Raw genomic sequence first — 21,493 nt, 5'->3', positions numbered from 1 at the left:
CAAAAATGACATGCACTGTTCCTGAAATGGAACGACGAGGACGTTATGCAGGATCTCAATGATTTCGCGTGGTTTGTGAAGGTGGTGGATCACGGTGGCTTCGCGGCGGCGGGCAGAGCGCTGGATGAGCCTAAATCTAAACTCAGCCGACGGATTGCCCAGCTGGAGACGCGGCTCGGGGTGCGCTTGATCCAGCGCACCACCCGCCAGTTTGCGGTTACGGAGGTGGGGCACACCTTCTATCAGCACTGCAAGGCGATGCTGGTAGAGGCCGAGGCGGCAGAGGAGGCCGTTGCGGCGTTGCAGGCCGAACCCCGCGGCATGGTGAGGATCACCTGTCCGGTGACGCTGCTGCATGTCCACGTCGGCCCGATGCTGGCGAGGTTTATGGCGCGCTTTCCCGGCATTAACTTACAGCTTGAGGCGACTAACCGGCGGGTGGATCTGGTGGCGGAGGGCATCGACGTGGCGATTCGCGTGCGCCCGCGCCCCTTTGACGACAGCGATCTGGTTCTTCGGGTACTGGCTGACAGAGGCCACTGCCTGGTGGCATCGCCGGAGCTTATTGCCCGGCTGGGCATGCCGAAGGTGCCGTCTGAACTCAGCGCCTGGCCCGGCCTGAGTATGGGGGAGGGGAAACAGGTGCATAAGTGGGCGCTGAACGGGCCGGAAGGGGCCCGGGCGGAGATCCATTTTCACCCGCGTCTGATCACCACCGACATGCTGGCGCTGCGCGAGGCGGCGATGGCCGGTGTGGGCCTGGTGCAGTTGCCGATTTTGATGGTCAAGGATCAGCTGGCGTCAGGGGCGTTGATAAAAGTGCTTGAGGCGTGGGAGCCGCGGCGGGAGGTGATCCACGCGGTCTATCCTTCGCGGCGCGGGCTGTTACCGTCCGTCAGAACGCTGGTGGATTTTTTGACCGAGGAGTATGCGCGGATGGTGGAGGAGTGAGTGGGGTGGGGTTTGGGTTTGGGGTTTGTAGGTCGGGTAAGCGTGAGCGCCACCCGACATTTCAGCAGATCGCAGGGTGCTGCATTTGGCACCGGGAGGGATTGACTCGCTGCGCTCGCCCTTCGGGCAGCCTGTTCGCTGCGCTCTCAGGCTGTCCAACTGGCTGTCGCCAGTTGTCGAACCCTCGGTCGGGGGTTCTCATCCCTCCCTCTCGGGAGACTATAAAAGAAAAGAGCCCGTACTTTCGTACGAGCTCTCATCTCGAATATGGCGGTGAGGGAGGGATTGACTCGCTGCGCTCGCCCTTCGGGCAGCCCACTCACTGCGTTCGCGGTCTGTCCAACTGGCTGTCGCCAGTTGTCGAACCCTCAGTCGAGGGGGCTCATCCCTCCCGGTGGCGTGCAATATGCGAAAAAAAAGCCCGCATTTTCATGCGAGCTCTTCTTTAAATATGGCGGTGAGGGAGGGATTCGAACCCTCGATACGTTGCCGTATACACACTTTCCAGGCGTGCTCCTTCAGCCACTCGGACACCTCACCATATTGTCATTCCGTTGTTACCGGAACGGGCGCTAATGTAAGGAAAAGCCTTACTTACGTCAATCAACTTTTTCAGTAAATTAGCGCGTTGAGACAAACTTCAACCAACCTGATTTCGAATTGTGCTGAAAGTGCCTCTTTTATCTACAACGACCTCGCTCACAAAATTTGTTATGCTGCGATGCAGTTGAAAATGAACGTAAAACAGCGCAACAGAAGGCAATCGCAATGGACATCATTTTTTACCACCCGACATTTGATAACGCTTACTGGATTAAAACGCTTTCGGCGGCGCTGCCGGGGGCACGGGTTCGCGAGTGGAAACGCGGCGATAATGAACCGGCGGATTATGCTCTGGTATGGCATCCCCCGGTAGAGATGCTGCAGGGACGCAATCTGAAAGCAGTGTTTGCCCTCGGCGCCGGGGTGGACTCGATCCTCAGCAAGCTTAAGGCGCACCCGGAAATGCTGGCGGAGTCCATCCCGCTGTTTCGTCTGGAAGATACCGGCATGGGCCAGCAGATGCAGGAGTATGCCGTAAGCCAGGTGCTGCACTGGTTCCGCCGCTTTGATGACTATCAGGCGTTAAAACAGCAGGCCCGCTGGGAGCCGCTGGCCGATTATCAGCGCGAAGATTTTACCATCGGCATCCTAGGTGCCGGTGTGCTGGGCTCTAAAGTCGCCGAGGCGCTGGCACCCTGGGGCTTCCCGCTGCGCTGCTGGAGCCGTACCCGAAAAGACTACCCTGGCGTCACCAGCTTTGCCGGGATGGACGAACTGCCGCAGTTTTTACAGGGTACGCGGGTGCTGATTAACCTGCTGCCGAATACGGCGGAGACGGTGGGGATCATCAATAGCGGCCTGCTGAATCAGCTGGCGGATAACAGCTACCTGATGAACCTGGCGCGTGGCGTGCACCTGGTGGAGGCCGATCTGCTGGCGGCGCTGGAGCACGGCAAGCTGAAAGGGGCGATGCTGGATGTCTACAGCAAAGAGCCGCTGCCAGCCGACCATCCTTTATGGGCTCACCCGCGCGTGGCCATGACCCCGCACGTGGCGGCGGTAACGCGTCCGGCAGAAGCGGTCGCCTATATTGCGCGCACCATCACCCAGCTGGAAAAAGGCGAGCCGGTCACCGGACAGGTCGACAGGCAGCGCGGATACTGAGTCAAACCCGGCCATCGCCGGGTTTTTGCTAATAAACGCCTGGGATAACTGCTATCCTTTGGGAAACACGAGAGGAGATAACGATGTACCCCGTTGACCTGCATATGCACACCGTCGCCAGCACTCACGCCTACAGCAATCTTCATGACTACATCGCCCAGGCAAAGCAAAAGAACATCAAACTCTTTGCGATCACCGATCATGGTCCGGATATGGCCGATGCCCCGCACTACTGGCACTTTGTGAATATGCGCATCTGGCCGCGGGTGGTGGATGGTGTCGGGATCCTGCGCGGTATTGAGGCCAACATCAAAAATACCCAGGGCGAGATTGACTGTACCGGCCCGATGCTGACCTCTCTGGATCTGATCCTCGCCGGTTTTCATGAGCCGGTGTTTGCCCCGCAGGATAAAGCCACGAATACCGAGGCGATGATTGCCACTATCGCCAGCGGCAACGTGCATATCATCAGCCATCCGGGCAACCCGAAATACCCTATCGACATTCAGGCCGTCGCCCGGGCTGCCGCCGAGCATCGCGTGGCGCTGGAGATCAATAACTCCTCCTTTATTCACTCCCGCAAGGGCAGTGAAGCGAACTGCCGTGACGTCGCGGCGGCGGTGCGTGACGCCGGGGGCTATGTGGCGCTGGGGTCCGACTCCCACACCGCCTTCACGCTGGGTGATTTTAGCGAGTGCCGCAAAATTCTTGATGCGGTAGGGTTCCCGGAAGATCGTATTCTGAATGTTACTCCGCGTCGGTTACTCGATTTTCTGGAATCACGCGGCATGGCCCCGATTGACGAATTTGCTGATTTTTAACTGTGTAATGGACTAAATAAATGAACGAGTTTTCCATCCTCTGCCGCGTACTGGGTTCTCTCTATTATCGCCAGCCGCAGGATCCGCTGCTGGTGCCGCTGTTTACCCTGATCCGCGAAGGCAAGCTGGCCCAGAGCTGGCCGCTTGAGCAGGATGAACTGCTGCAACGTCTGCAAAACAGCTGCGACATGCAGCAGATTTCAGCCGATTACAATGCCCTGTTTGTCGGGGAAGAGTGTCGCGTGTCGCCTTATCGCTCCGCCTGGGAAGAGGGAGCGACCGAAGCGGAAGTGCGGGCGTTTCTCTCTGCGCGCGGCATGCCGCTGACCGATACCCCAGCCGATCATATCGGCACGCTGCTGCTGGCGGCCTCGTGGATCGAAGATCACGCGGCTGAAGACGAAAACGAGGCGCTGGAAACCCTCTTCGGGGAGTACATCTTACCCTGGTGCGGCGCGTTTCTCGGTAAGGTCGAAGCCCATGCCACGTCGCCATTCTGGCGCACCATGGCACCTCTGACCCGGGACGCCGTTGCCGCGATGTGGGATGAACTGCAGGAAGAGAATGAAGAGTGATCTGGATCACTTTTCTAATGTAACAGTAATTCTCAATTTGCATATTATGTGTTCCTGATCTCTTTTCATGGCCGCGTATCTGCTAAGATGCGCGCCATGAACATACTACTTTCTATTGCAATCACGACTGGCATCCTCTCCGGGATATGGGGCTGGGTTGCCGTCTCCCTCGGACTGCTCAGCTGGGCCGGCTTTCTGGGCTGCACAGCCTATTTTGCCTGCCCGCAGGGCGGGGTGAAGGGGCTGTTTATCTCGGCCTGCACGCTGATGAGCGGCGTGGTGTGGGCGATGATCATCATCCACGGCAGCGCGCTGGCGCCCCATCTGGAGATTGTCGGCTACGTCATGACCGGCGTGGTGGCGTTTTTGATGTGCATCCAGGCAAAACACCTGCTGCTGTCGTTTGTACCCGGCACCTTTATGGGGGCCTGCGCCACCTTTGCAGGGCAGGGGGACTGGCGGCTGGTGGTGCCTTCGCTGGCGTTAGGACTGGTGTTTGGCTATGCCATGAAGAACAGCGGCCTGTGGCTGGCGGCGCGCCGGGACAGAGCGCGAAACGTCACGGCGTTAAGCAAATAAAAAAAAGGCGAGACCCCGGTCTCGCCTTTTTTAATGCGCTTTCTGTCAGGATTCTGGCGGCGATGACATCTCGCGGTATTTCACCAGAACATCGTTTTTCACTTCGTTCTTGTTTTGCAGGTCCCACAAGCCGCGATCGATACCGTCATTAATCAGGAAGATCACCCCGGTTTCGATAGCCGACATCAGGCACAGCATCACCGGTTCGTTAGAGGTATAACCGATTTCGCCTTCCAGCAGTCGCTGGTAGTCGATAAAGCGGAACACCCCGGCCTGAACCTCGTACGAGAGGATGGTTTTGCTGGTGGTGACGGAAGATAAGATCTCACCGGTACTCACGTTGACCACCCGCAGGTTCACCGCGATCTGATCAAGCTGGTACTGGGTATCACCGCCGATACCGAAGTAGCGCGCCCCCACGCCCCCCGATTTCACATTACTTTCGTAACCGATAATCGAGCCTTCCACCATGACGTTAGCCGCCGTGAGAGAGTGCAACGGAATCCGGTTGTTCATCGCCACGGTGCCGTTATCCTGCGCTGCACGAATGATTTTGCGTTCGTTGAGCAGGTTTTGCAGCCCCTGACGTTCCAGAGGAATAAACCAGCGAGAATCTTTTAACGCCGTGACCAGCATCGCGGTGGCGCTTTGCGGGACAGCGGTGGAGAAGTTACTTGCCGGATAAGGTTTAAATTGGCCTGTTTCATCCTGAATATTGTAAACCGACACGTAGATCTTACCCGTAGGCAGTGGTAATTGGGTTAAATCACGATAGCTTTGGGCGCGAGGCATTAATGTCGGTTTTGCCGCCTGTTTCGGGGGAGCAGTTAAACAACCGCTCAATAAGCACACTGCAACAAGTATGAGAAAGCGCTGCATGATTATTGTCCTTATCTCGACATTGCTTAGAAGTCGGTAGAGTTATTTTGCAAGCCAGCAACCTGAATGGTGGAAGTTCTCCCCGTTTTCCGGTCCGTGACATTCAACTGCATTTGTCCGTCCGCATTGGCGATGTCGACAATAAAGTCGCTGGTCACCATACGGCCCGGTTTACCGGTGTTGATATTGGTCAATAATCCGCCCAGAACCTGGGCCTGGATCGCCTGGGTAAAATTATCCAGGGCGCTTGGAGTCTCAATACCGAAGTCATCATCGGCGCTCGGATCCTTATAGGAGTTTTGCGCCTGGGCTGAGTTTAAAAGGAAAGAACCGTTATTAGGGTTACCACCGAAGTTAGGGTTGCGGAACTGGAAGGTCATATTTCCGGCCCAGCTCAACGATGGAATGAGCAGTAAAGCGATAACTGCATAGACAACACGCATGTATGCCTCCGAATTAAAACTCGTCTTGCGCTAAATCGCCGGTACTGAGCAGAGCTTTATCGATCTGCAGACGATTTATTGCTTCTTCGGTTTGAGCCAGAGCAAAGACCACGTTTTGATCCAGGTCTCTTTTCGTTGGGAATAAGAAAGTCTGGAAAATAACGTCCTGATTAACCGTTATCGTAATCCAACTTCCCCATCGCGCGCTGGGCCGTTCATTGATCGTTAAGTTCCCAGGATAGTCACTTTCCCATTTGTCGCTGAATTCGCGATAAAAAGCATGACCGACTGCCGAGACAGTGTGGTCAGTTAACAATCCTGGGATCTCTACTTCAACCGCATGAAGATTCCCGGCAGCAAGCCAAAGGCCTGCTGCGGTAATCCATCTCACTGTGCGTTTCATACTGTTAACGCCTGAGGTTATCATTTGCCCATGAAACCGCCTGCGTCCGGTTTTTAACAGCTATCTTCTTGAAAAGATTATAAAGATGGGTCTTAACCGTATTTTCGCTGATAAATAACGAACGGGCGATTTCAATATTTGAAGCTCCGATACGTAATTTATTCAAAATCTCTTTTTCGCGATGGGTCAGCAAAGCAGACTCTGAACTGTTATAGCGATAATTTCCGGAATGCGTTATGAGGTAGCTGGCAAGTTTTTGCGAAAAATAGCATTCACCCCGCAGAACGCCCTGCAGGCCCTCTACCACGCGCGCCTCGTCCTCATTGACATAAAAGACGCCGTTGATATGCGGCCAGCTTTCAATATCCCTGAACGGATACTCCTCAGGGGTATTCAACAATAACACACGGATATTGTTGTTTTTTCTGCTTAAAATATCTTGCCAGTATTGGATAAGTTTTTTATCCGCTTCCATCATATCGAAAAGAATAATGCTACCAGGCGCAATGTCATCGAAAGAGCGTTGAATGCTATGCAATTTTCCGCTCAATGTAAGACTTTGCTTTAAATGCTGCAGTAAGGCTGTCGCCTGTAAAGAAGGTTTGGTCACTAACAATAATGTCTGACCATGAAAGCTTTGGACTTCATTAAACATGATGAAACCCCTTTTTTGAAACACCTGGCAGTTGCCCCCAATAATATTATTGGGGGCACCAGAAGTACTGACAGATGTTGCACTGCTGTGTGTAGAAGAAAGACCATATCCCTTAGAGGTAAGGGAAAATAAAATGATAATGCCGAACTTCTGTTTTCAATCTAGCTATTACCGTTTTTAAAGCAAGTGTTAAACGTGTAACAGAATGTAAAAATCAATATTACTTTGTAAAAATAGGGTTCATGAATTTATGAGATTTCATCATAAAGTTGTACATATTGGTATTGGTGCACACATTTAAAAAATCATACAAATTATATTATATTTATGATTTTTATATGTTTTATATTTTGTAAGTTATTGACATGAAGGTATGAGTAGGGCTAAAGCGCTAAGCCTATTCTTACACTCTGTAAATGCCTTAAGAAATCACGCACTTTGTCACGCAATCATGGATATATCCTGATCGCCCCCCTCAAGGGCAGGCGAAACGGCAAAACAGCTTTTTCTCCGCTATCCATTTCCGAAATCCGCATATGGCCATTTTTAACTGCCTGTTAAATCGCTGTATCGTCACACTGTTTAATTTTTTTTAATACTTTGGGGTGAAAGTGGGAATAAAAATACGACTGGCGGGTGAGATATTAAAATTGTTTCGGCAGACATACTCTTCATCGTAACGTCGGGTTAACAAAATATTTCGTCTTGTTAACGCAAGTTATTTTACCACCAGGTCCAGGGTGATAACATGAAGAACAGTTTGTTATTGATGTTTACATTACTGGGTGCACCTGGATTCGTTTTCGCAACTACTGATTTGGCTTCTTCAGAATACAATTTCGCGGTTAATGAATTGAGTAAATCATCATATAACCAGGCCGCTATCATTGGACAAAAGGGCGTTAATAATGACGCGACTGTTCGCCAGCAGGGCTCGAAATTGTTATCTGTGGTTTCCCAGGAGGGCGGGAATAATCGGGCGAACATTGATCAATCAGGGAGTTATAACCTTGCATATATTGATCAAAAAGGGAACTCGAACAGTGCGAGTATTAATCAAGGTGCATATGGTAATACCGCAATGATTATTCAGAAAGGTTCTGGTAATAAAGCGAATATTACGCAGTACGGTACGCAAAAAACGGCAGTTGTAGTGCAGAGACAGTCACAAATGGCAATTCGCGTCATCCAACGCTAGCTATTCAGTGACGAACTAATCAATCCGATGGGGGCTTTACAATGAAACTTTTAAAAGTGGCAGTAATTGCAGCAATCGTGGTTTCTGGCAGTGCTATGGCTGGCTCCGTGCCACAATGGGGCAATAATCATGGCGGCAACGGTAATAATAACGTTAGCCCAGAAACACTGACTGTTTATCAGTACGGTGGTCGTAACAACGTAGACGCTTTGCAGAGCGACGCTCGTGGGTCTGAAATCACCGTAACTCAGAGCGGTTTCGGTAACGATGCTGACCTGTCTCAGGGCGCTGATAACAGCGAAATCGATCTGAACCAGCGTGGTCAGGGTAACTCCGCTACCATCAGCCAGTGGAGTGGCAAAGACCTCACTGCTAATGTTCGTCAGTCTGGTGGTCGCAACGACGTTGATCTGCGTCAGACCTCTAACGGCGCTACCGCTAACATCACTCAGGTTGGCTTCGGCAACACCGTGACTGCTGGCCAGTACTAACGCTGACGTCCGTACGACGAAAAACAGGGCTGAGGCCCTGTTTTTTTTTGGGAGAAGATCATGAATACATTGTTATTGCTTGCCGCACTCACCAGCCAGATCACCTTTCAGACGACCACGGAGGGGGAGATGTTGACCATTATTCCCCAGGTCACGGTGACAGAACCCTGTCTGTGCCAGGTGCAGATCCTCACCTCACGCAGCGGACCCGGCGGGCAGAGCACCTCGCGGCAGCAAAATACCGTCTCATTACCGGCCAATCAAACGGTTAATCTTTCCCGAATGACTGTTAACTCGGGGCCCAACGACAAAGTGAATGTCATTGTCACCGTGTCGGACGGCAAATCGCTACACCTGTCGCAACAGTGGCCAGCATCCTGACGCGGGGGCTTAAAACATTCATGAAATCAATATATTGGTTGATGTAGGGAAAATGTTGTTGTGTGGTTATCCTTGTGTTGCTGGCATCGCCGATGCCAGTCGACAGCCCGGTCTGGGCACGTAATTTCATTATCACGGACGATGGTCATTAAGGATCGCACCGATGCTCTCGTCCCGTATCAAACTTGCCGCCACGCTCGTGCTGGGGGTTATGCTCGCCCCGGCGTATGCCAGTAATGTCCTCTATTTCACCGGCAGTATTGTCGAGGATCCCTGTAACATCACCCCCGCATCGCACAACATTTCGGTGACCTGTCCGCAGAATACAAAGCAGCAAACCCAACAGATAAGCTATTCAGATGCGGTATACGGCAGGGTCGCTATCCCGGATCGGGCAACCCTCAGTATGAAATACCTCAACCCTGAAAAGACGCTGGCTATCATGCAGGTGGATTATCGCTGAGACGGGGCGGTTTTCAGATTACCGGGCTTACACTCCCCATCCTCTGCGATACACTTAAGAAAAAAGCGTCAGCAGAGGTTGATTATGAACTCGCGTATTGAAGTTTTTCTCGGTGATATCACCACCCTGCATGTTGATGTGGTGGTCAATGCCGCCAATCCTTCGTTGATGGGCGGCGGCGGCGTGGATGGTGCCATTCATCGGGCAGCAGGGCCGGCCCTGCTGGAGGCCTGCAAGGTGGTGCGTCAGCAGCAGGGCGAATGCGCACCAGGCCAGGCGGTGATCACCCTGGCGGGCGACCTGCCCGCCAAAGCGGTGATCCATACCGTCGGCCCCGTCTGGCATGGGGGCGAGCAGCATGAAGCCCGGATCCTCGAAGAGGCTTACCGTAACAGCCTGAACCTGGCGGCAGCCAACGGCTATCAGACGCTCGCCTTCCCGGCTATCAGCACCGGCGTGTACGGATATCCCCGCGCGGCAGCGGCTGAAATCGCTGTCAACACGGTTTCGGATTATCTCACCCGCAAGCCTCTGCCGGAGCGGGTATACTTTGTCTGCTATGATGAAGAAAATGCCCGACTATACAAGCGACTGCTTACCCAACGAGGACAGGAAACCGACGCATAACACGCGACTAGGACGCGCGATTGCGCCGGTCAGCTCCGCACATCCTGGCCTTTGTGGACTTCTCCCTCTTGATAACAGTCTCGACGCCTTCGCCTGCCGCTACCGGCTGGCGGAGATGGCGGAAAAGACCCTCGATGTTCAGTACTACATCTGGGAAGACGACATGTCGGGAAGGCTGTTGTTTTCCGTATTGCTCTCCGCCGCCATGCGCGGCGTGCGGGTGCGTCTGCTGCTGGATGACAACAATACCCAGGGTCTGGACGCCATCCTGCGCCTGCTGGACGCGCATCCCAATTTCTCTGTTCGTCTGTTCAATCCCTTCTCATTCCGCACCCTGCGCGCCCTCGGTTATCTCACCGATTTTGCCCGCCTCAACCGGCGGATGCATAACAAGAGCTTTACCGTGGACGGAGAGGTCACCATTATTGGCGGCAGAAACATCGGGGATGCCTACTTTGGCGCGGGCGAAGAGCCGCTGTTCTCCGATCTGGATGTGATGGCCACCGGCCCGGTGGTGCAGGACGTGGCCGATGACTTTGAGCGCTACTGGAACTGCGCCTCGGTCTCCACGCTCCAGCAGGTGCTGGAACTGTCCGAAACCGAGATCGAGGATAAAATTCATCCGCCTGAGGAGTGGTATCGGGACGATATTACCCGCCGCTATCTGGATAAACTCCAGTCCAGCGAGTTTATTACCCGCCTTGAGGCCGGAAATTTACCCTTGATCTGGGCGAAAACCCGTTTGCTCAGCGACGATCCGCGTAAAGGGCAGGGCAGAGCCAAACGCCATTCGCTATTGCCGCAGCGCCTGCTGGACGTGATGGGCTCGCCGGTGGAGCAAATTGCGATTATCTCGGCCTATTTTGTCCCGACCCGGGCGGGGGTGGCCCTGCTGCTGCAGATGGTGCGCAAAGGGGTTAAAGTCGCCATCATGACCAATTCGCTGGCGGCCAACGATGTCTCGGTGGTGCATGCTGGCTATGCCCGCTGGCGTAAGAAGCTGTTGCGCCACGGCATTGAGCTGTATGAGCTAAAACCGACCCAGGATGGCGTACCTGTGGTGCACGATCGCGGCATTACCGGGAACTCCGGCTCCAGCCTGCATGCCAAGACGTTCAGCATCGACGGCGAGAAGGTGTTTATTGGTTCGCTGAATTTTGATCCCCGTTCAACCATGCTGAACACGGAGATGGGCTTCGTGATTGAAAGCGAGGTGCTGGCGCGGCTGATCCACACCCGTTTCGTGCGCAGTCAGCGCCATGAGGCCTGGCAGCTCAAGCTGGATAATCTGGGGCGTCTGAACTGGATTGAGCGCAAGGATGGAGAGGAAATCGTCCACAAAAAGGAGCCAAAAACCCGGTTTATGCAGCGGATGCTGGTGCGACTGGCCTACTGGCTGCCGGTGGAGTGGTTGCTGTAACGCGGCGCCGGTTCAGTGACCGGCGCGCACAGGATTAGCTGGTGGCCTGCGGGGCGTTATTCGCTTTGCTGGCCGGTTTGCCGGAAAACAGGAAGCGCAGCAGCGGAATACGCAGATGAATTTCATACAGCACAATCGCAATACCCACCACAAACACCAGCCCGGTGATAAAGCCCAACAGGTTTGAGCTGATATGCGGCGTGATGTAAGCGCCGAAAAACAGCGTCAATGGATGGTGCACCAGATAAATGAACAGCGAGGCGTTAACGAAATAGGTGACGCGTGCGGATTTAAAGTTCAGCAGGCGATGCCCCAGGGCAAAGACCACGTTCACCATCCATAACCCCAGCAGCATGGCAATCACGCTTTCGGTTTCATACATCCAGGCATCGCCGCTGCCATAACGCTGATTCAGCAGATAGGCGACAAACGCCAGCGCCGCCCCGAGGGTACAGCCGCGCGACGGGGTGGTGAACAGGGCTTTCAGTTTTGGATGCACAAACGCCAGCGCGCCAATAATAAAGAAAGGCAGATAGAAAAGGGTCTGCATCACCACAAAATTGAACAGGCCGTCGCTGAGGATCGGTGAATAAACGATGAGCAGGGTGCGGCGTAGCGCGGCGTAGGCAATGCCCAGCAGTAAAAACAGAACCGACAGTTTGCCCCAGCTGATGTCCGCGAAAAAGGTCTCCGAGCGGGTACTGAGATGGCGGCGCATACGGCTGAACACCCACAGGCTGACCGTGGTCATCACCACCAGTACCAGCAGGAACCACAGGTGCGAGACCAGCTCCCAGGCGAGGGTATTGTATTTTTCGTACAGCGACAGGTTGTGCCAGGTATCCGCTTTGCCTTTTACATACTGCAGCATAATGAATTGCGGCAGCGTCAGCAGGGGGATCGCGGTGAGCATCGGAATACCGACGCGCTCGACGCGCACTTTCCACCACCGTTTCAGCGGGTAGCGCAGAAACAGCATGTAGGAAAAATAGCCCGAAATAACAAAAAAGACCTGCATCCGGAATGAGTGGATAAAATCGTTAAACAGCGTCAGCCACCAGGAGGACTCGGCGCTGTTGACGTGCCAGACATGGCTTGAATAGATCAAGGAGATGTGAAACGGGATCCCCAGTAGCATCAGCCAGGCCCGAATAGAATCAAGGAAATATTCGCGTTGTGCGGGTACGTTACTCATATAGCGTTGTGCATTCTCAGACTTATCGCCTTATCCCTAAGAGCAATAGTGGTTACATTCGGAGCCAACCCTACACGAAGTCCGACATACTGTCTCCAGGATAAGCACGCAAAGTGAATACGGGTTACTTTCACTTGCTTAATCCATGAGCCAGCACGCTGAACAAAGCGGTGATTATGTTGTCGGAATGCCTGATTTTCCATTAAAATGGATCGGATCGATATAAGCACACAAAGGGGGAAGTGCTTACTTATTATGAAACATACACCACAAATGATGAAAATGCGTTGGATAGGGGCAGCCGTCTTGTTGTCTCTGTATACCTCATCGGCCCTGGCCTTTACCATCGACGACGTCGCAAAACAGGCAAAATCGATGGCAGGAAAAGGGTACGAAGCGCCAAAAAGTAACTTGCCCTCCGTTTTCCGCGATATGAAATATGCGGACTATCAGCAGATCCAGTTTAATCACGATAAAGCCTACTGGAATAAGATTAAGACCCCGTTCAAGCTTGAGTTTTATCATCAGGGGATGTACTTCGACACGCCTGTTACCATCAATGAAGTGACATCCAACGCGGTACGTAAAATCAAGTACAGCCCGGACTATTTTAATTTCGGCAATGTGCAACACGATAAAGACACCGTAAAAGATCTGGGCTTCGCGGGCTTTAAAGTGCTTTACCCCATCAACAATAAAGATAAGAACGACGAAATTGTCAGCATGTTGGGGGCAAGCTATTTCCGCGTCATCGGCGGCGGCCAGGTCTACGGCCTCTCTGCGCGCGGTCTGGCGATTGATACCGCACTGCCTTCCGGGGAAGAGTTCCCCCGTTTCCGCGAGTTCTGGATTGAGCGTCCAAAACCAACCGACAAGCGCCTGACTATCTATGCGCTGCTGGATTCCCCGCGTGCAACCGGTGCCTATCGCTTCACGATCATTCCAGGCCGCGACACCGTGGTTGACGTGCAGTCGAAAGTCTATCTGCGCGATAAGGTCGGCAAACTGGGCGTCGCGCCGCTGACCAGTATGTTCCTGTTCGGGCCGAACCAGCCGTCGTCTGCCACCAACTTCCGCCCGGAACTGCATGACTCCAACGGTCTGTCGATCCTGGCCGGTAACGGCGAGTGGATCTGGCGCCCGCTGAACAACCCGAAACACCTGGCGGTAAGCAGCTTCAGCATGGAAAACCCACAGGGGTTCGGCCTGCTGCAGCGCGGTCGTCAGTTCTCTCGCTTTGAAGATCTGGACGATCGTTACGATCTGCGCCCAAGCGCCTGGATCACCCCGAAAGGCGAGTGGGGCAAAGGTAAAGTTGAGCTGGTAGAAATTCCGACCAACGACGAAACCAACGACAACATCGTCGCCTACTGGACGCCGGATCAGCTGCCGGAGGCCGGTAAAGAGATGAACTTCAACTACTCCATCACCATGAGCCGCGATGAAGACAAGCTGCATGCCCCGGACAACGCGTATGTACTGCAGACGCGCCGTTCTACCGGTGATGTGAAACAGTCGAATCTGATCCGCCAGCCGGATGGCACCATTGCCTTCGTGGTGGACTTCACCGGCCAGGAGATGGCGAAACTGGCACCGGAAACCCCGGTTACCGCCCAGGCGAGCATCGGTGACAACGGTGAAATCGTTGAAAACAACGTGCGTTATAACCCGGTCACTAAAGGCTGGCGTTTAACCCTGCGTGTGAAACTGAAAGACGCGAAACAACCGACTGAGATGCGTGCCTCTCTGGTGAACGCTGACCAGCCGCTGAGTGAAACCTGGAGCTATCAGCTACCTGCCAATGAATAAGACAACTGAGTATATCGATGCCATGCCGCTGACCGATATCGAGAAGGCGGCACTGCCGAAGGGCGACATCAGCGCGGTGCATACCGCGCTGGATGCCGATCATCATTCATATACCCGTGAAGATGATACCCCGCTGGGCTCGGTTAAAAGCCGCCTTGAGCAGGCCTGGCCCGACTCACTGGGCAAAGGCCAGCTGATTCGCGATGACGAAGGGCGTACCCAGCTTGAAGCGATGCCGAAAGCGACGCGCTCCTCAATGTTCCCGGATCCCTGGCGCACCAACCCGGTGGGCCGTTTCTGGGATCGCCTGCGTGGCCGCGACGTGACCCCGCGCTACCTCTCTCGCCTGACCAAAGAACAGCAGGCCAGTGAGGAAAAATGGCGTACCGTCGGCAGTATTCGCCGCTACATCCTGCTGCTGCTGACTATCGCGCAGACCGTTGTCGCCACCTGGTATATGAAGACCATTCTGCCTTACCAGGGCTGGGCGCTGATCAATCCGGCCGATATGTTCGGCCAGGATCTGCTGGTCTCGTTTATGCAGCTGCTGCCGTATGTCCTGCAAAGCGGCATCCTGCTGCTGTTCGCTATCCTCTTCTGTTGGGTATCGGCCGGTTTCTGGACCGCGCTGATGGGCTTCCTGCAGCTGTTGATCGGTCGGGACAAGTACAGCATCTCTGCTTCCACGGTGGGGGATGAACCCATCAACCCTGAGCACCGCACGGCGCTGATCATGCCTATCTGTAACGAAGATGTGGATCGCGTCTTCGCGGGCCTGCGCGCCACCTGGGAGTCGGTGAAAGCCACCGGTAACGGCGAACACTTCGACGTTTACATCCTGAGTGACAGCTACAACCCCGACATTTGCGTGGCGGAACAGAAAGCCTGGATGGAGCTGATCGCTGAAGTGCAGGGCGAAGGGCAGATCTTCTACCGTCGCCGTCGCCGTCGTGTGAAGCGTAAAAGCGGCAACATCGATGACTTCTGCCGTCGCTGGGGTAATCAGTACAGCTACATGGTGGTGCTGGATGCTGACTCGGTGATGACCGGTGACTGCCTGACGGGCCTCGTGCGCCTGATGGAAGCCAACCCGAATGCCGGGATCATCCAGTCTTCGCCAAAAGCGTCGGGCATGGACACCCTGTATGCGCGCTGCCAGCAGTTTGCGACCCGCGTATACGGGCCGCTGTTCACCGCCGGTCTGCACTTCTGGCAGCTGGGGGAATCGCACTACTGGGGGCATAACGCCATTATCCGCGTGAAGCCGTTCATCGAGCACTGTGCGCTGGCACCGCTGCCAGGCGAAGGCTCGTTTGCGGGCTCGATCCTGTCCCATGACTTCGTGGAAGCCGCGCTGATGCGTCGTGCCGGTTGGGGGGTGTGGATTGCCTATGACCTGCCGGGCTCCTATGAAGAGCTGCCGCCGAACCTGCTGGATGAGCTGAAGCGTGACCGCCGCTGGTGTCACGGTAACCTGATGAACTTCCGCCTGTTCCTCGTCAAAGGGATGCACCCGGTACACCGTGCCGTGTTCCTGACCGGCGTGATGTCCTACCTCTCCGCGCCGCTGTGGTTTATGTTCCTGGCCCTGTCGACCGCGCTGCAGGTGGTACACGCCCTGACCGAGCCGCAGTACTTCCTGCAACCGCGCCAGCTGTTCCCGGTGTGGCCGCAGTGGCGTCCTGAGCTGGCGATTGCGCTCTTTGCCTCGACCATGGTGCTGCTGTTCCTGCCGAAGCTGCTGAGTATCGTGCTGATCTGGTGTAAAGGCTCGAAAGAGTATGGCGGTTTCTTCCGCGTAACGCTCTCCCTGCTGCTGGAGGTGCTGTTCTCGGTGCTGCTGGCGCCGGTGCGTATGCTGTTCCACACCGTCTTCGTGGTCAGCGCGTTCCTCGGCTGGGAAGTGGTCTGGAACTCACCGCAGCGTGACGATGACTCCACCCCGTGGAGCGAAGCCTTTATGCGTCACGGCTCGCAGATGCTGCTCGGCCTGGTGTGGGCCGTCGGGATGGCGTGGCTGGATCTGCGCTTCCTGTTCTGGCTGGCACCGATTGTCTTCTCGCTGATCCTCTCTCCGTTCGTGTCGGTGATCTCCAGCCGCTCGACCGTGGGTCTGCGCACTAAACGCTGGAAGCTGTTCCTGATCCCGGAAGAGTATTCCCCGCCGCAGGTGCTGGTGGATACCGACAAGTATCTGGAGCTCAACCGCAGCCGTTCGCTGGAAGATGGTTTTATGCACGCCGTGTTTAACCCGTCATTCAACGCGCTGGCCACCGCCATGGCGACAGCCCGTCACCGTGCCAGCCATGTGCTGGAGATCGCCCGCGATCGCCACGTTGAGCAGGCGCTGAACGAGACGCCGGAGAAGCTGAACCGCGATCGTCGTCTGGTGTTGCTGAGCGATCCGGTTACCCTGTCGCGTCTGCATTATCGTGTCTGGTCTGCCCCGGAGAGATACTCTTCCTGGGTGAACCATTATCAGACGTTGAAGCTGAACCCGCAGGCGTTGAAAGCGAAGTGATGCACTGAAGGGCAAATAAATACCGGCTCCAGGGCCGGTATTTTTTTATCAGAGGTATTAAATGAGAGTGTTCATCGTCATTTCGATGGCGTTATTGCTGAGCGGCTGCGGAAGTATTATCAGCCGGACCATCCCCGGACAGGGGCACGGCAATCAATACTACCCGGGTGTGCAGTGGGACGTTCGCGACTCCGCGTGGCGTTACCTGACGGTGCTGGATCTGCCATTTTCGCTGGTGTTCGATACCCTGCTGCTGCCTGTTGACGCTCAGCATGGACCCTATGAGTAATTAACGCTCATCCCACTCATCCGCTGCGGTTTGACCCTCTTCGGTATCCAGCGGCGGCTCGAGCTGAAACTCACCCTCATCCCATTCATGCAGGGTGTTCTCTTCCAGCCACTCCTGACGCAGCTCAATCTCGTCATAATCGCCATCAAACACCGCCTGGGCCGCTTCACCGCTCAGTACCGGCAGGCATTCGCCGTCTTCGCCGTCATCGGCAAAAAATTCGGCCTGCCACATAATGTCCCCATCCTGCATGACATATTTCTGGATATTGAGTTGCTCAATATTCGCGTCATCTTCCTCAATGCCGGGATTGTCAGCGAGGAACTCCTCGCGCGCGGCATCAATCGCTTCCTCTAGAGTGGCAAACATAGTCATCGGCGTCTCCCTGTGATTTGACATGGTGTTCAGGGAAAGAATAGCTGATTCTCCATAATTGCAAGTATGAAAGCCGTAAAAGCGTTCACGAAGTTGTCTTAATCGGGCGCAGAGACCTTATCTGCTCCGGAAACCACTCGCGGCTGGCGCACGGCGCGCGACAGACTCACCCAGGAGTAAAAGGCGTTAAACATCACCACGCAGGCGGTCACAATAAACACCGCGCGAAAGCCGTAGCTGGCGGAAATCCCGGCACCCAGAAGCGGGCCGGTGACGTTGCCGACATCCCTGAACGACTGGTTATAGCTGAAGATACGTCCGGCGATCTGATTGGTGGAGTTATAGACCAGCAGGGTCTGAACCGCAGGCAGCAGCGCGCCATCGGCGGCACCGAGTAAAAAGCGCAGCACGCCCAGCTGCCACGGCGATTGCACGAAGGACATCGGGATCAGCAGCAGGACGGAGATCACAAGGGCGACAATCAGGATCCTTTCCGGGCCGATACGATCCCCCAGTTTCCCCAGCCGTGGGGCGCTGATGAGCGCGGCCACCCCGGGCACCGAGGCAATCAGGCCGCTGATAAAGGCAATATTGCTGACGTGACCGGCGAGGTCGCGCACGTAGAGGGTCAGGATCGGCGCGATGGAGCCGGTGGCTACCTGGATAATCAGGGTGGTGACAAACAGGCTGAGTACCAGTTTGGGGTTTTTCAGCGAGGCAAAGACCTGACGGGCATGCAGCATCTCTTTTTTCGGCACCGGGGTGAAATTTTCCCGAATGCAGAACAGGGTCACCAGGAAGCAGGCAAACAGGACGCCCGCGGTGATGAAGAATACCGGCCGCAGACCGTAGCTGTCCGCCAGTAATCCACCGGCCAGCGGGCCGAGCAGGGCACCGCTGACCGCACCGGTTGAAAGTGTACCCAGCGCCCAGCCGCTTTTATGGCGGGGAATTTGCGTGGCGATAAGCGCGTTGGCGTTAGGCACAAATCCGCCCAGCAGACCCAGCACGGCGCGTAAGATCAGAAACTGCCAGATGTTTTGCGCCATCCCCATCAGCAGCATGATGATAGCCATGCCCAGCGCCGAGCGCAGCAGCATAATCTTGCGCCCCTTACGATCCGCCAGCCCACCCCAGAACGGAGAGGCGATGGCGGAGAAGAGGAAGGTGATACTGAACACCAGCCCCGACCACATGTTGAGGGCGCTGTGGCCGCTGACGCCTAATTGCTCGACATACAGTGGCAGGAAAGGCATCACCAGGCTAAAGGCGGCGCCCGTAAGAAAGCAGCCCAGCCAGGCCACCGTGAGGTTCCGCTTCCAGTTTATGGGTGTTTCTGAGGGAGACATAGCTATCCGCATTATGATGCGCAGCGGCATCATTTAAAGAAGATAATAAGCCTGCTAATTATGCGCCTGGGTGATGGGTGCTGCAATGTTGGAAAGCATCATAAGTCAAAAGGGCAGTGCGGCCGGAAAGGCCGCAGGGCAGGAGGTTAATAGCGGGAAGGGACGCCTTCCGGGCGGGTTTTAAAGCGGCGATGCAGCCACATATACTGTTCCGGTGCCAGGAGGATGCACTTCTCAATCACGTTATTCATCCACGCGGCGGTGGTTTTCGCATCGTCCAACGGCGGGGAACACTCAGGTTCCAGCATCATCAGCTCATAGCCTTTGCCGTTGGGTTTCCGGCGCGGTACGAAGGGCACAATGGCCGCCTGCGACAGACGGGCCAGCGTCCAGGTGCCGGTGGTGGTGGCTGCCTCGTCGACGGCAAAGAAGGGTACAAAGACGCTGGCGGTTGGGCCGTAGTCATGGTCGGGTGCATACCAGATCACTTCGCCGGATTTCAGCGCCCGGATCATCCCCTTGAGATCTTTACGGTCGATCATGCTCTTGTTGGAGCGCATCCGGCCCCAGGTTTGCAGCCAGTCGATCACTGGATTGTCGTTCGGGCGATAGACGCCGATGCCGGGGGCCTGCATGCCGAACATCCGCGCGCCGATTTCCAGGGTCAGAAAATGGACGCCAATCAGCAGTATGCCGGTTTTTTGCGCCTGCAGCTGATGCACGGGATCCATGCCGGTGCCGGTCACTTCGGTCCAGCGCCTCATGCGTTTATCGGACCAGAACCAGGCCATCCCGGTCTCCATCAGCCCCATACCGACGGATTCAAAGTTTTTGACCACCATTTCGTGGCGCTCTTGCTGGCTCATCTCCGGGAAACAGAGTTCCAGATTGCGCTGGGCAATCCGGGCGCGGCGGGACATAAAGCGCATCGCCAGGCGACCCATGCCACAGCCGAGACGGTAGATCAGCGGGTAGGGCAGATGTACCAGCAACCATAATAAACCGATGCCAGCCCAGGTCAGCCAGTAACGAGGATGTAATAGCGCAGTGGAAAATTTAGGTAGTTGAGTCATGTCATTCCTGTTTTTGATACGTCCTGTCGGGCAATTGTCGCATTATTCGTTTCATATCCAAAACTCATGGCAGCGAAATGTTCATAAAAACGGCAAATGGTCTGGCCCGTGCGTTTGAACGGGAGAAATGTAACGCAAAATGAAGGGATGTAAATTCCCATTGTTTGCTATATGATGCCGACCGATTTTCATTCTCATTACGATTGCAGGAACCGTACACCATGCCAGTGTTACACAACCTCATTTCGAACGAAGAGCTGAAAGCGCGCATGTTGGCTGAAACCGAGCCGCGCACGACGATCTCGTTCTATAAATATTTCACCATCGTTAACCCAAAAGCGACGCGCGATGCGCTGTATAAGGCGTTAACTGCCCTGAACGTCTTCGGTCGTATCTATCTGGCGCACGAGGGCATCAACGCCCAGATCAGCGTGCCGGAAAGCAACGTCGACGCACTGCGGGAGTTTCTGTATGCCTTCGATCCGGCCCTGGACGGCCTGCGCCTGAACGTTGCCCTTGACGACGACGGCAAGTCCTTCTGGGTGCTGCGCCTGAAAGTGCGCGAGCGCATTGTCGCCGACGGCATTGACGACCCGACCTTTGACGCCAGCGACGTGGGTGAATACCTGAAAGCGGCCGAGGTTAACGCCATGCTTGACGATCCCGACGCCGTATTTATTGATATGCGCAACCACTACGAATACGAAGTGGGCCATTTTGAGAACGCCCTCGAGATCCCGGCCGACACCTTCCGCGAGCAACTGCCGAAAGCGGTAGAGATGATGCAGGAGCATAAGGACAAGAAAATTGTCATGTACTGCACCGGCGGGATCCGCTGCGAAAAAGCCAGCGCATACATGAAGCATCAGGGCTTCAACAAGGTCTGGCATATCGAAGGCGGGATCATTGAGTATGCCCGTCGTGCGCGCGAACAGGGGCTGCCGGTGCGCTTTATCGGTAAGAACTTCGTTTTTGACGAGCGGATGGGGGAGCGTATCTCTGATGATGTGATCGCCCATTGCCACCAGTGCGGCACAGCCTGCGATACCCACACCAACTGCAAAAACGACGGCTGTCACCTGCTGTTTATTCAGTGTCCTTCCTGCGCCGAGAAGTTCAACGGCTGCTGCAGCGAGCTGTGTAGCGAGGAGAGTATGTTGCCGGAAGAGGAGCAGCGCCGCCGCCGTGCCGGTCGCGAGAATGGTAATAAGATCTTCAATAAATCCCGTGGGCGTCTGAACACCCGTCTGGGCATTCCCGATCCGGAATAACCCTGAAACCTTGCCCGG

The 21,493-nt window shown here is 55.1% G+C and carries 23 protein-coding genes and 1 tRNA gene; 15 read left to right on the top strand and 9 right to left on the bottom strand.

From position 1 onward, the window contains the following. Positions 1-45 precede the first annotated feature (45 nt). Complete coding sequence (locus tag WFO70_RS08560) at positions 46-951, top strand: LysR family transcriptional regulator (RefSeq protein ID WP_337015633.1); 906 nt, start codon at positions 46-48, stop codon at positions 949-951. 452 nt (positions 952-1,403) lie between these two features. Here WFO70_RS08560 and WFO70_RS08555 read toward each other — a convergent pair. Beyond that, positions 1,404-1,491, bottom strand: a tRNA-Ser gene (locus tag WFO70_RS08555). A gap of 228 nt (positions 1,492-1,719) precedes the next feature. Between WFO70_RS08555 and ghrA the strand changes: the two genes are divergently transcribed. From ghrA to WFO70_RS08535, 4 genes are all read left to right on the top strand, one after another. After that, complete coding sequence (ghrA, locus tag WFO70_RS08550; protein ID WP_337015632.1) at positions 1,720-2,658, top strand: glyoxylate/hydroxypyruvate reductase GhrA; 939 nt, start codon at positions 1,720-1,722, stop codon at positions 2,656-2,658. Between the two features lie 83 nt (positions 2,659-2,741). Continuing rightward, positions 2,742-3,479, top strand: a complete 738-nt coding sequence (locus WFO70_RS08545; RefSeq protein ID WP_337015631.1) for a phosphatase — start codon at positions 2,742-2,744, stop codon at positions 3,477-3,479. A gap of 20 nt (positions 3,480-3,499) precedes the next feature. Next, positions 3,500-4,054 (top strand): TorD/DmsD family molecular chaperone, encoded by a 555-nt coding sequence (locus tag WFO70_RS08540; RefSeq protein ID WP_337015630.1) that lies wholly within the window; start codon positions 3,500-3,502, stop codon positions 4,052-4,054. Positions 4,055-4,150: 96 nt separating this feature from the next. Further along, positions 4,151-4,633 (top strand): DUF1097 domain-containing protein, encoded by a 483-nt coding sequence (locus WFO70_RS08535; protein ID WP_337015629.1) that lies wholly within the window; start codon positions 4,151-4,153, stop codon positions 4,631-4,633. Positions 4,634-4,678: 45 nt separating this feature from the next. Here the strand turns inward: WFO70_RS08535 and csgG are convergent, their stop codons facing one another. Genes csgG through csgD form a run of 4 tightly spaced genes read right to left on the bottom strand, consistent with a single transcriptional unit; the run spans position 4,679 to position 7,013 of the window. Continuing rightward, positions 4,679-5,512 carry a curli production assembly/transport protein CsgG gene (gene csgG / locus WFO70_RS08530; protein ID WP_032617498.1) on the bottom strand — a complete coding sequence of 278 codons (834 nt, stop codon included), beginning with the start codon at positions 5,510-5,512 and terminating at the stop codon, positions 4,679-4,681. Positions 5,513-5,538: 26 nt separating this feature from the next. Continuing rightward, complete coding sequence (csgF, locus tag WFO70_RS08525) at positions 5,539-5,955, bottom strand: curli production assembly/transport protein CsgF (protein WP_337015628.1); 417 nt, start codon at positions 5,953-5,955, stop codon at positions 5,539-5,541. A gap of 13 nt (positions 5,956-5,968) precedes the next feature. Beyond that, on the bottom strand, positions 5,969-6,358 hold the full coding sequence (gene csgE / locus WFO70_RS08520; RefSeq protein WP_337015626.1) for a curli production assembly/transport protein CsgE: 390 nt from the start codon (positions 6,356-6,358) through the stop codon (positions 5,969-5,971). 4 nt (positions 6,359-6,362) lie between these two features. Continuing rightward, positions 6,363-7,013, bottom strand: a complete 651-nt coding sequence (gene csgD / locus WFO70_RS08515) for a biofilm master transcriptional regulator CsgD (RefSeq protein ID WP_337015625.1) — start codon at positions 7,011-7,013, stop codon at positions 6,363-6,365. A gap of 748 nt (positions 7,014-7,761) precedes the next feature. Between csgD and csgB the strand changes: the two genes are divergently transcribed. The 6 genes from csgB (at position 7,762) to WFO70_RS08485 (ending at position 11,593) form a co-directional block, all read left to right on the top strand. Further along, positions 7,762-8,211 (top strand): curli minor subunit CsgB, encoded by a 450-nt coding sequence (gene csgB / locus WFO70_RS08510; RefSeq protein WP_337015624.1) that lies wholly within the window; start codon positions 7,762-7,764, stop codon positions 8,209-8,211. A gap of 41 nt (positions 8,212-8,252) precedes the next feature. After that, on the top strand, positions 8,253-8,702 hold the full coding sequence (gene csgA / locus WFO70_RS08505; RefSeq protein ID WP_337015623.1) for a curli major subunit CsgA: 450 nt from the start codon (positions 8,253-8,255) through the stop codon (positions 8,700-8,702). Positions 8,703-8,762: 60 nt separating this feature from the next. Further along, complete coding sequence (gene csgC / locus WFO70_RS08500) at positions 8,763-9,083, top strand: curli assembly chaperone CsgC (protein ID WP_337015622.1); 321 nt, start codon at positions 8,763-8,765, stop codon at positions 9,081-9,083. A 163-nt stretch (positions 9,084-9,246) separates the two neighbouring features. Continuing rightward, positions 9,247-9,546, top strand: coding sequence for a type 1 fimbrial protein (locus WFO70_RS08495; RefSeq protein ID WP_337015620.1), 300 nt, complete (start codon positions 9,247-9,249; stop codon positions 9,544-9,546). 84 nt (positions 9,547-9,630) lie between these two features. Further along, complete coding sequence (ymdB, locus tag WFO70_RS08490; protein ID WP_337015618.1) at positions 9,631-10,173, top strand: O-acetyl-ADP-ribose deacetylase; 543 nt, start codon at positions 9,631-9,633, stop codon at positions 10,171-10,173. After that, a complete protein-coding gene (locus WFO70_RS08485; protein ID WP_337016647.1) occupies positions 10,109-11,593 on the top strand; it encodes a phospholipase D family protein in 1,485 nt (494 codons plus the stop codon). Before ymdB ends, WFO70_RS08485 begins: the two co-directional genes overlap by 65 nt. Positions 11,594-11,627: 34 nt before the next feature. Here the strand turns inward: WFO70_RS08485 and mdoC are convergent, their stop codons facing one another. Next, positions 11,628-12,788 carry a glucans biosynthesis protein MdoC gene (mdoC, locus tag WFO70_RS08480; protein WP_337015617.1) on the bottom strand — a complete coding sequence of 387 codons (1,161 nt, stop codon included), beginning with the start codon at positions 12,786-12,788 and terminating at the stop codon, positions 11,628-11,630. A 273-nt stretch (positions 12,789-13,061) separates the two neighbouring features. Here mdoC and mdoG point away from each other — a divergent pair, with 273 nt between their 5' ends. From mdoG to WFO70_RS08465, 3 genes are all read left to right on the top strand, one after another. Further along, the gene (gene mdoG, locus WFO70_RS08475; RefSeq protein WP_337015615.1) at positions 13,062-14,597 is read left to right on the top strand and encodes a glucans biosynthesis protein MdoG; all 1,536 of its coding nucleotides are present in this window, start codon (positions 13,062-13,064) and stop codon (positions 14,595-14,597) included. Continuing rightward, a complete protein-coding gene (gene mdoH / locus WFO70_RS08470; RefSeq protein WP_337015614.1) occupies positions 14,590-17,118 on the top strand; it encodes a glucans biosynthesis glucosyltransferase MdoH in 2,529 nt (842 codons plus the stop codon). The genes mdoG and mdoH overlap by 8 nt, the downstream gene beginning before the upstream one ends. Before the next feature lie 61 nt (positions 17,119-17,179). After that, entirely contained in the window at positions 17,180-17,407 is a 228-nt protein-coding gene (locus tag WFO70_RS08465) for a YceK/YidQ family lipoprotein (RefSeq protein ID WP_337015613.1), read from the top strand. Here the strand turns inward: WFO70_RS08465 and WFO70_RS08460 are convergent, their stop codons facing one another. From WFO70_RS08460 to WFO70_RS08450, 3 genes are all read right to left on the bottom strand, one after another. Continuing rightward, positions 17,408-17,782: a MysB family protein gene (locus WFO70_RS08460; RefSeq protein WP_039032335.1), complete on the bottom strand. Its 375-nt coding sequence runs from the start codon at positions 17,780-17,782 to the stop codon at positions 17,408-17,410. Between the two features lie 98 nt (positions 17,783-17,880). Next, positions 17,881-19,131 (bottom strand): multidrug efflux MFS transporter MdtG, encoded by a 1,251-nt coding sequence (gene mdtG, locus WFO70_RS08455; RefSeq protein ID WP_337015612.1) that lies wholly within the window; start codon positions 19,129-19,131, stop codon positions 17,881-17,883. Positions 19,132-19,277: 146 nt separating this feature from the next. Next, on the bottom strand, positions 19,278-20,204 hold the full coding sequence (locus tag WFO70_RS08450) for a Kdo(2)-lipid IV(A) acyltransferase (RefSeq protein ID WP_337015611.1): 927 nt from the start codon (positions 20,202-20,204) through the stop codon (positions 19,278-19,280). Between the two features lie 221 nt (positions 20,205-20,425). Between WFO70_RS08450 and trhO the strand changes: the two genes are divergently transcribed. Beyond that, positions 20,426-21,475: an oxygen-dependent tRNA uridine(34) hydroxylase TrhO gene (trhO, locus tag WFO70_RS08445; RefSeq protein ID WP_337015610.1), complete on the top strand. Its 1,050-nt coding sequence runs from the start codon at positions 20,426-20,428 to the stop codon at positions 21,473-21,475. Positions 21,476-21,493: the final 18 nt, after the last annotated feature.

Origin of the sequence: Leclercia sp. AS011 (assembly GCF_037152535.1) — a bacterium.
Taxonomy (GTDB): Bacteria; Pseudomonadota; Gammaproteobacteria; order Enterobacterales; family Enterobacteriaceae; genus Enterobacter.
This window is presented reverse-complemented; position numbering and strand designations above follow the sequence as displayed.

Coding starts and splice junctions, on each gene's coding strand:
- WFO70_RS08560 (WP_337015633.1), top strand. CDS start 46: ATGCAGGATCTCAATGATTTCGCGTGGTTTGTGAAGGTGGTGGATCAC.
- ghrA (WP_337015632.1), top strand. CDS start 1,720: ATGGACATCATTTTTTACCACCCGACATTTGATAACGCTTACTGGATT.
- WFO70_RS08545 (WP_337015631.1), top strand. CDS start 2,742: ATGTACCCCGTTGACCTGCATATGCACACCGTCGCCAGCACTCACGCC.
- WFO70_RS08540 (WP_337015630.1), top strand. CDS start 3,500: ATGAACGAGTTTTCCATCCTCTGCCGCGTACTGGGTTCTCTCTATTAT.
- WFO70_RS08535 (WP_337015629.1), top strand. CDS start 4,151: ATGAACATACTACTTTCTATTGCAATCACGACTGGCATCCTCTCCGGG.
- csgG (WP_032617498.1), bottom strand. CDS start 5,512: ATGCAGCGCTTTCTCATACTTGTTGCAGTGTGCTTATTGAGCGGTTGT.
- csgF (WP_337015628.1), bottom strand. CDS start 5,955: ATGCGTGTTGTCTATGCAGTTATCGCTTTACTGCTCATTCCATCGTTG.
- csgE (WP_337015626.1), bottom strand. CDS start 6,358: ATGAAACGCACAGTGAGATGGATTACCGCAGCAGGCCTTTGGCTTGCT.
- csgD (WP_337015625.1), bottom strand. CDS start 7,013: ATGTTTAATGAAGTCCAAAGCTTTCATGGTCAGACATTATTGTTAGTG.
- csgB (WP_337015624.1), top strand. CDS start 7,762: ATGAAGAACAGTTTGTTATTGATGTTTACATTACTGGGTGCACCTGGA.
- csgA (WP_337015623.1), top strand. CDS start 8,253: ATGAAACTTTTAAAAGTGGCAGTAATTGCAGCAATCGTGGTTTCTGGC.
- csgC (WP_337015622.1), top strand. CDS start 8,763: ATGAATACATTGTTATTGCTTGCCGCACTCACCAGCCAGATCACCTTT.
- WFO70_RS08495 (WP_337015620.1), top strand. CDS start 9,247: ATGCTCTCGTCCCGTATCAAACTTGCCGCCACGCTCGTGCTGGGGGTT.
- ymdB (WP_337015618.1), top strand. CDS start 9,631: ATGAACTCGCGTATTGAAGTTTTTCTCGGTGATATCACCACCCTGCAT.
- WFO70_RS08485 (WP_337016647.1), top strand. CDS start 10,109: ATGAAGAAAATGCCCGACTATACAAGCGACTGCTTACCCAACGAGGAC.
- mdoC (WP_337015617.1), bottom strand. CDS start 12,788: ATGAGTAACGTACCCGCACAACGCGAATATTTCCTTGATTCTATTCGG.
- mdoG (WP_337015615.1), top strand. CDS start 13,062: ATGATGAAAATGCGTTGGATAGGGGCAGCCGTCTTGTTGTCTCTGTAT.
- mdoH (WP_337015614.1), top strand. CDS start 14,590: ATGAATAAGACAACTGAGTATATCGATGCCATGCCGCTGACCGATATC.
- WFO70_RS08465 (WP_337015613.1), top strand. CDS start 17,180: ATGAGAGTGTTCATCGTCATTTCGATGGCGTTATTGCTGAGCGGCTGC.
- WFO70_RS08460 (WP_039032335.1), bottom strand. CDS start 17,782: ATGACTATGTTTGCCACTCTAGAGGAAGCGATTGATGCCGCGCGCGAG.
- mdtG (WP_337015612.1), bottom strand. CDS start 19,131: ATGTCTCCCTCAGAAACACCCATAAACTGGAAGCGGAACCTCACGGTG.
- WFO70_RS08450 (WP_337015611.1), bottom strand. CDS start 20,204: ATGACTCAACTACCTAAATTTTCCACTGCGCTATTACATCCTCGTTAC.
- trhO (WP_337015610.1), top strand. CDS start 20,426: ATGCCAGTGTTACACAACCTCATTTCGAACGAAGAGCTGAAAGCGCGC.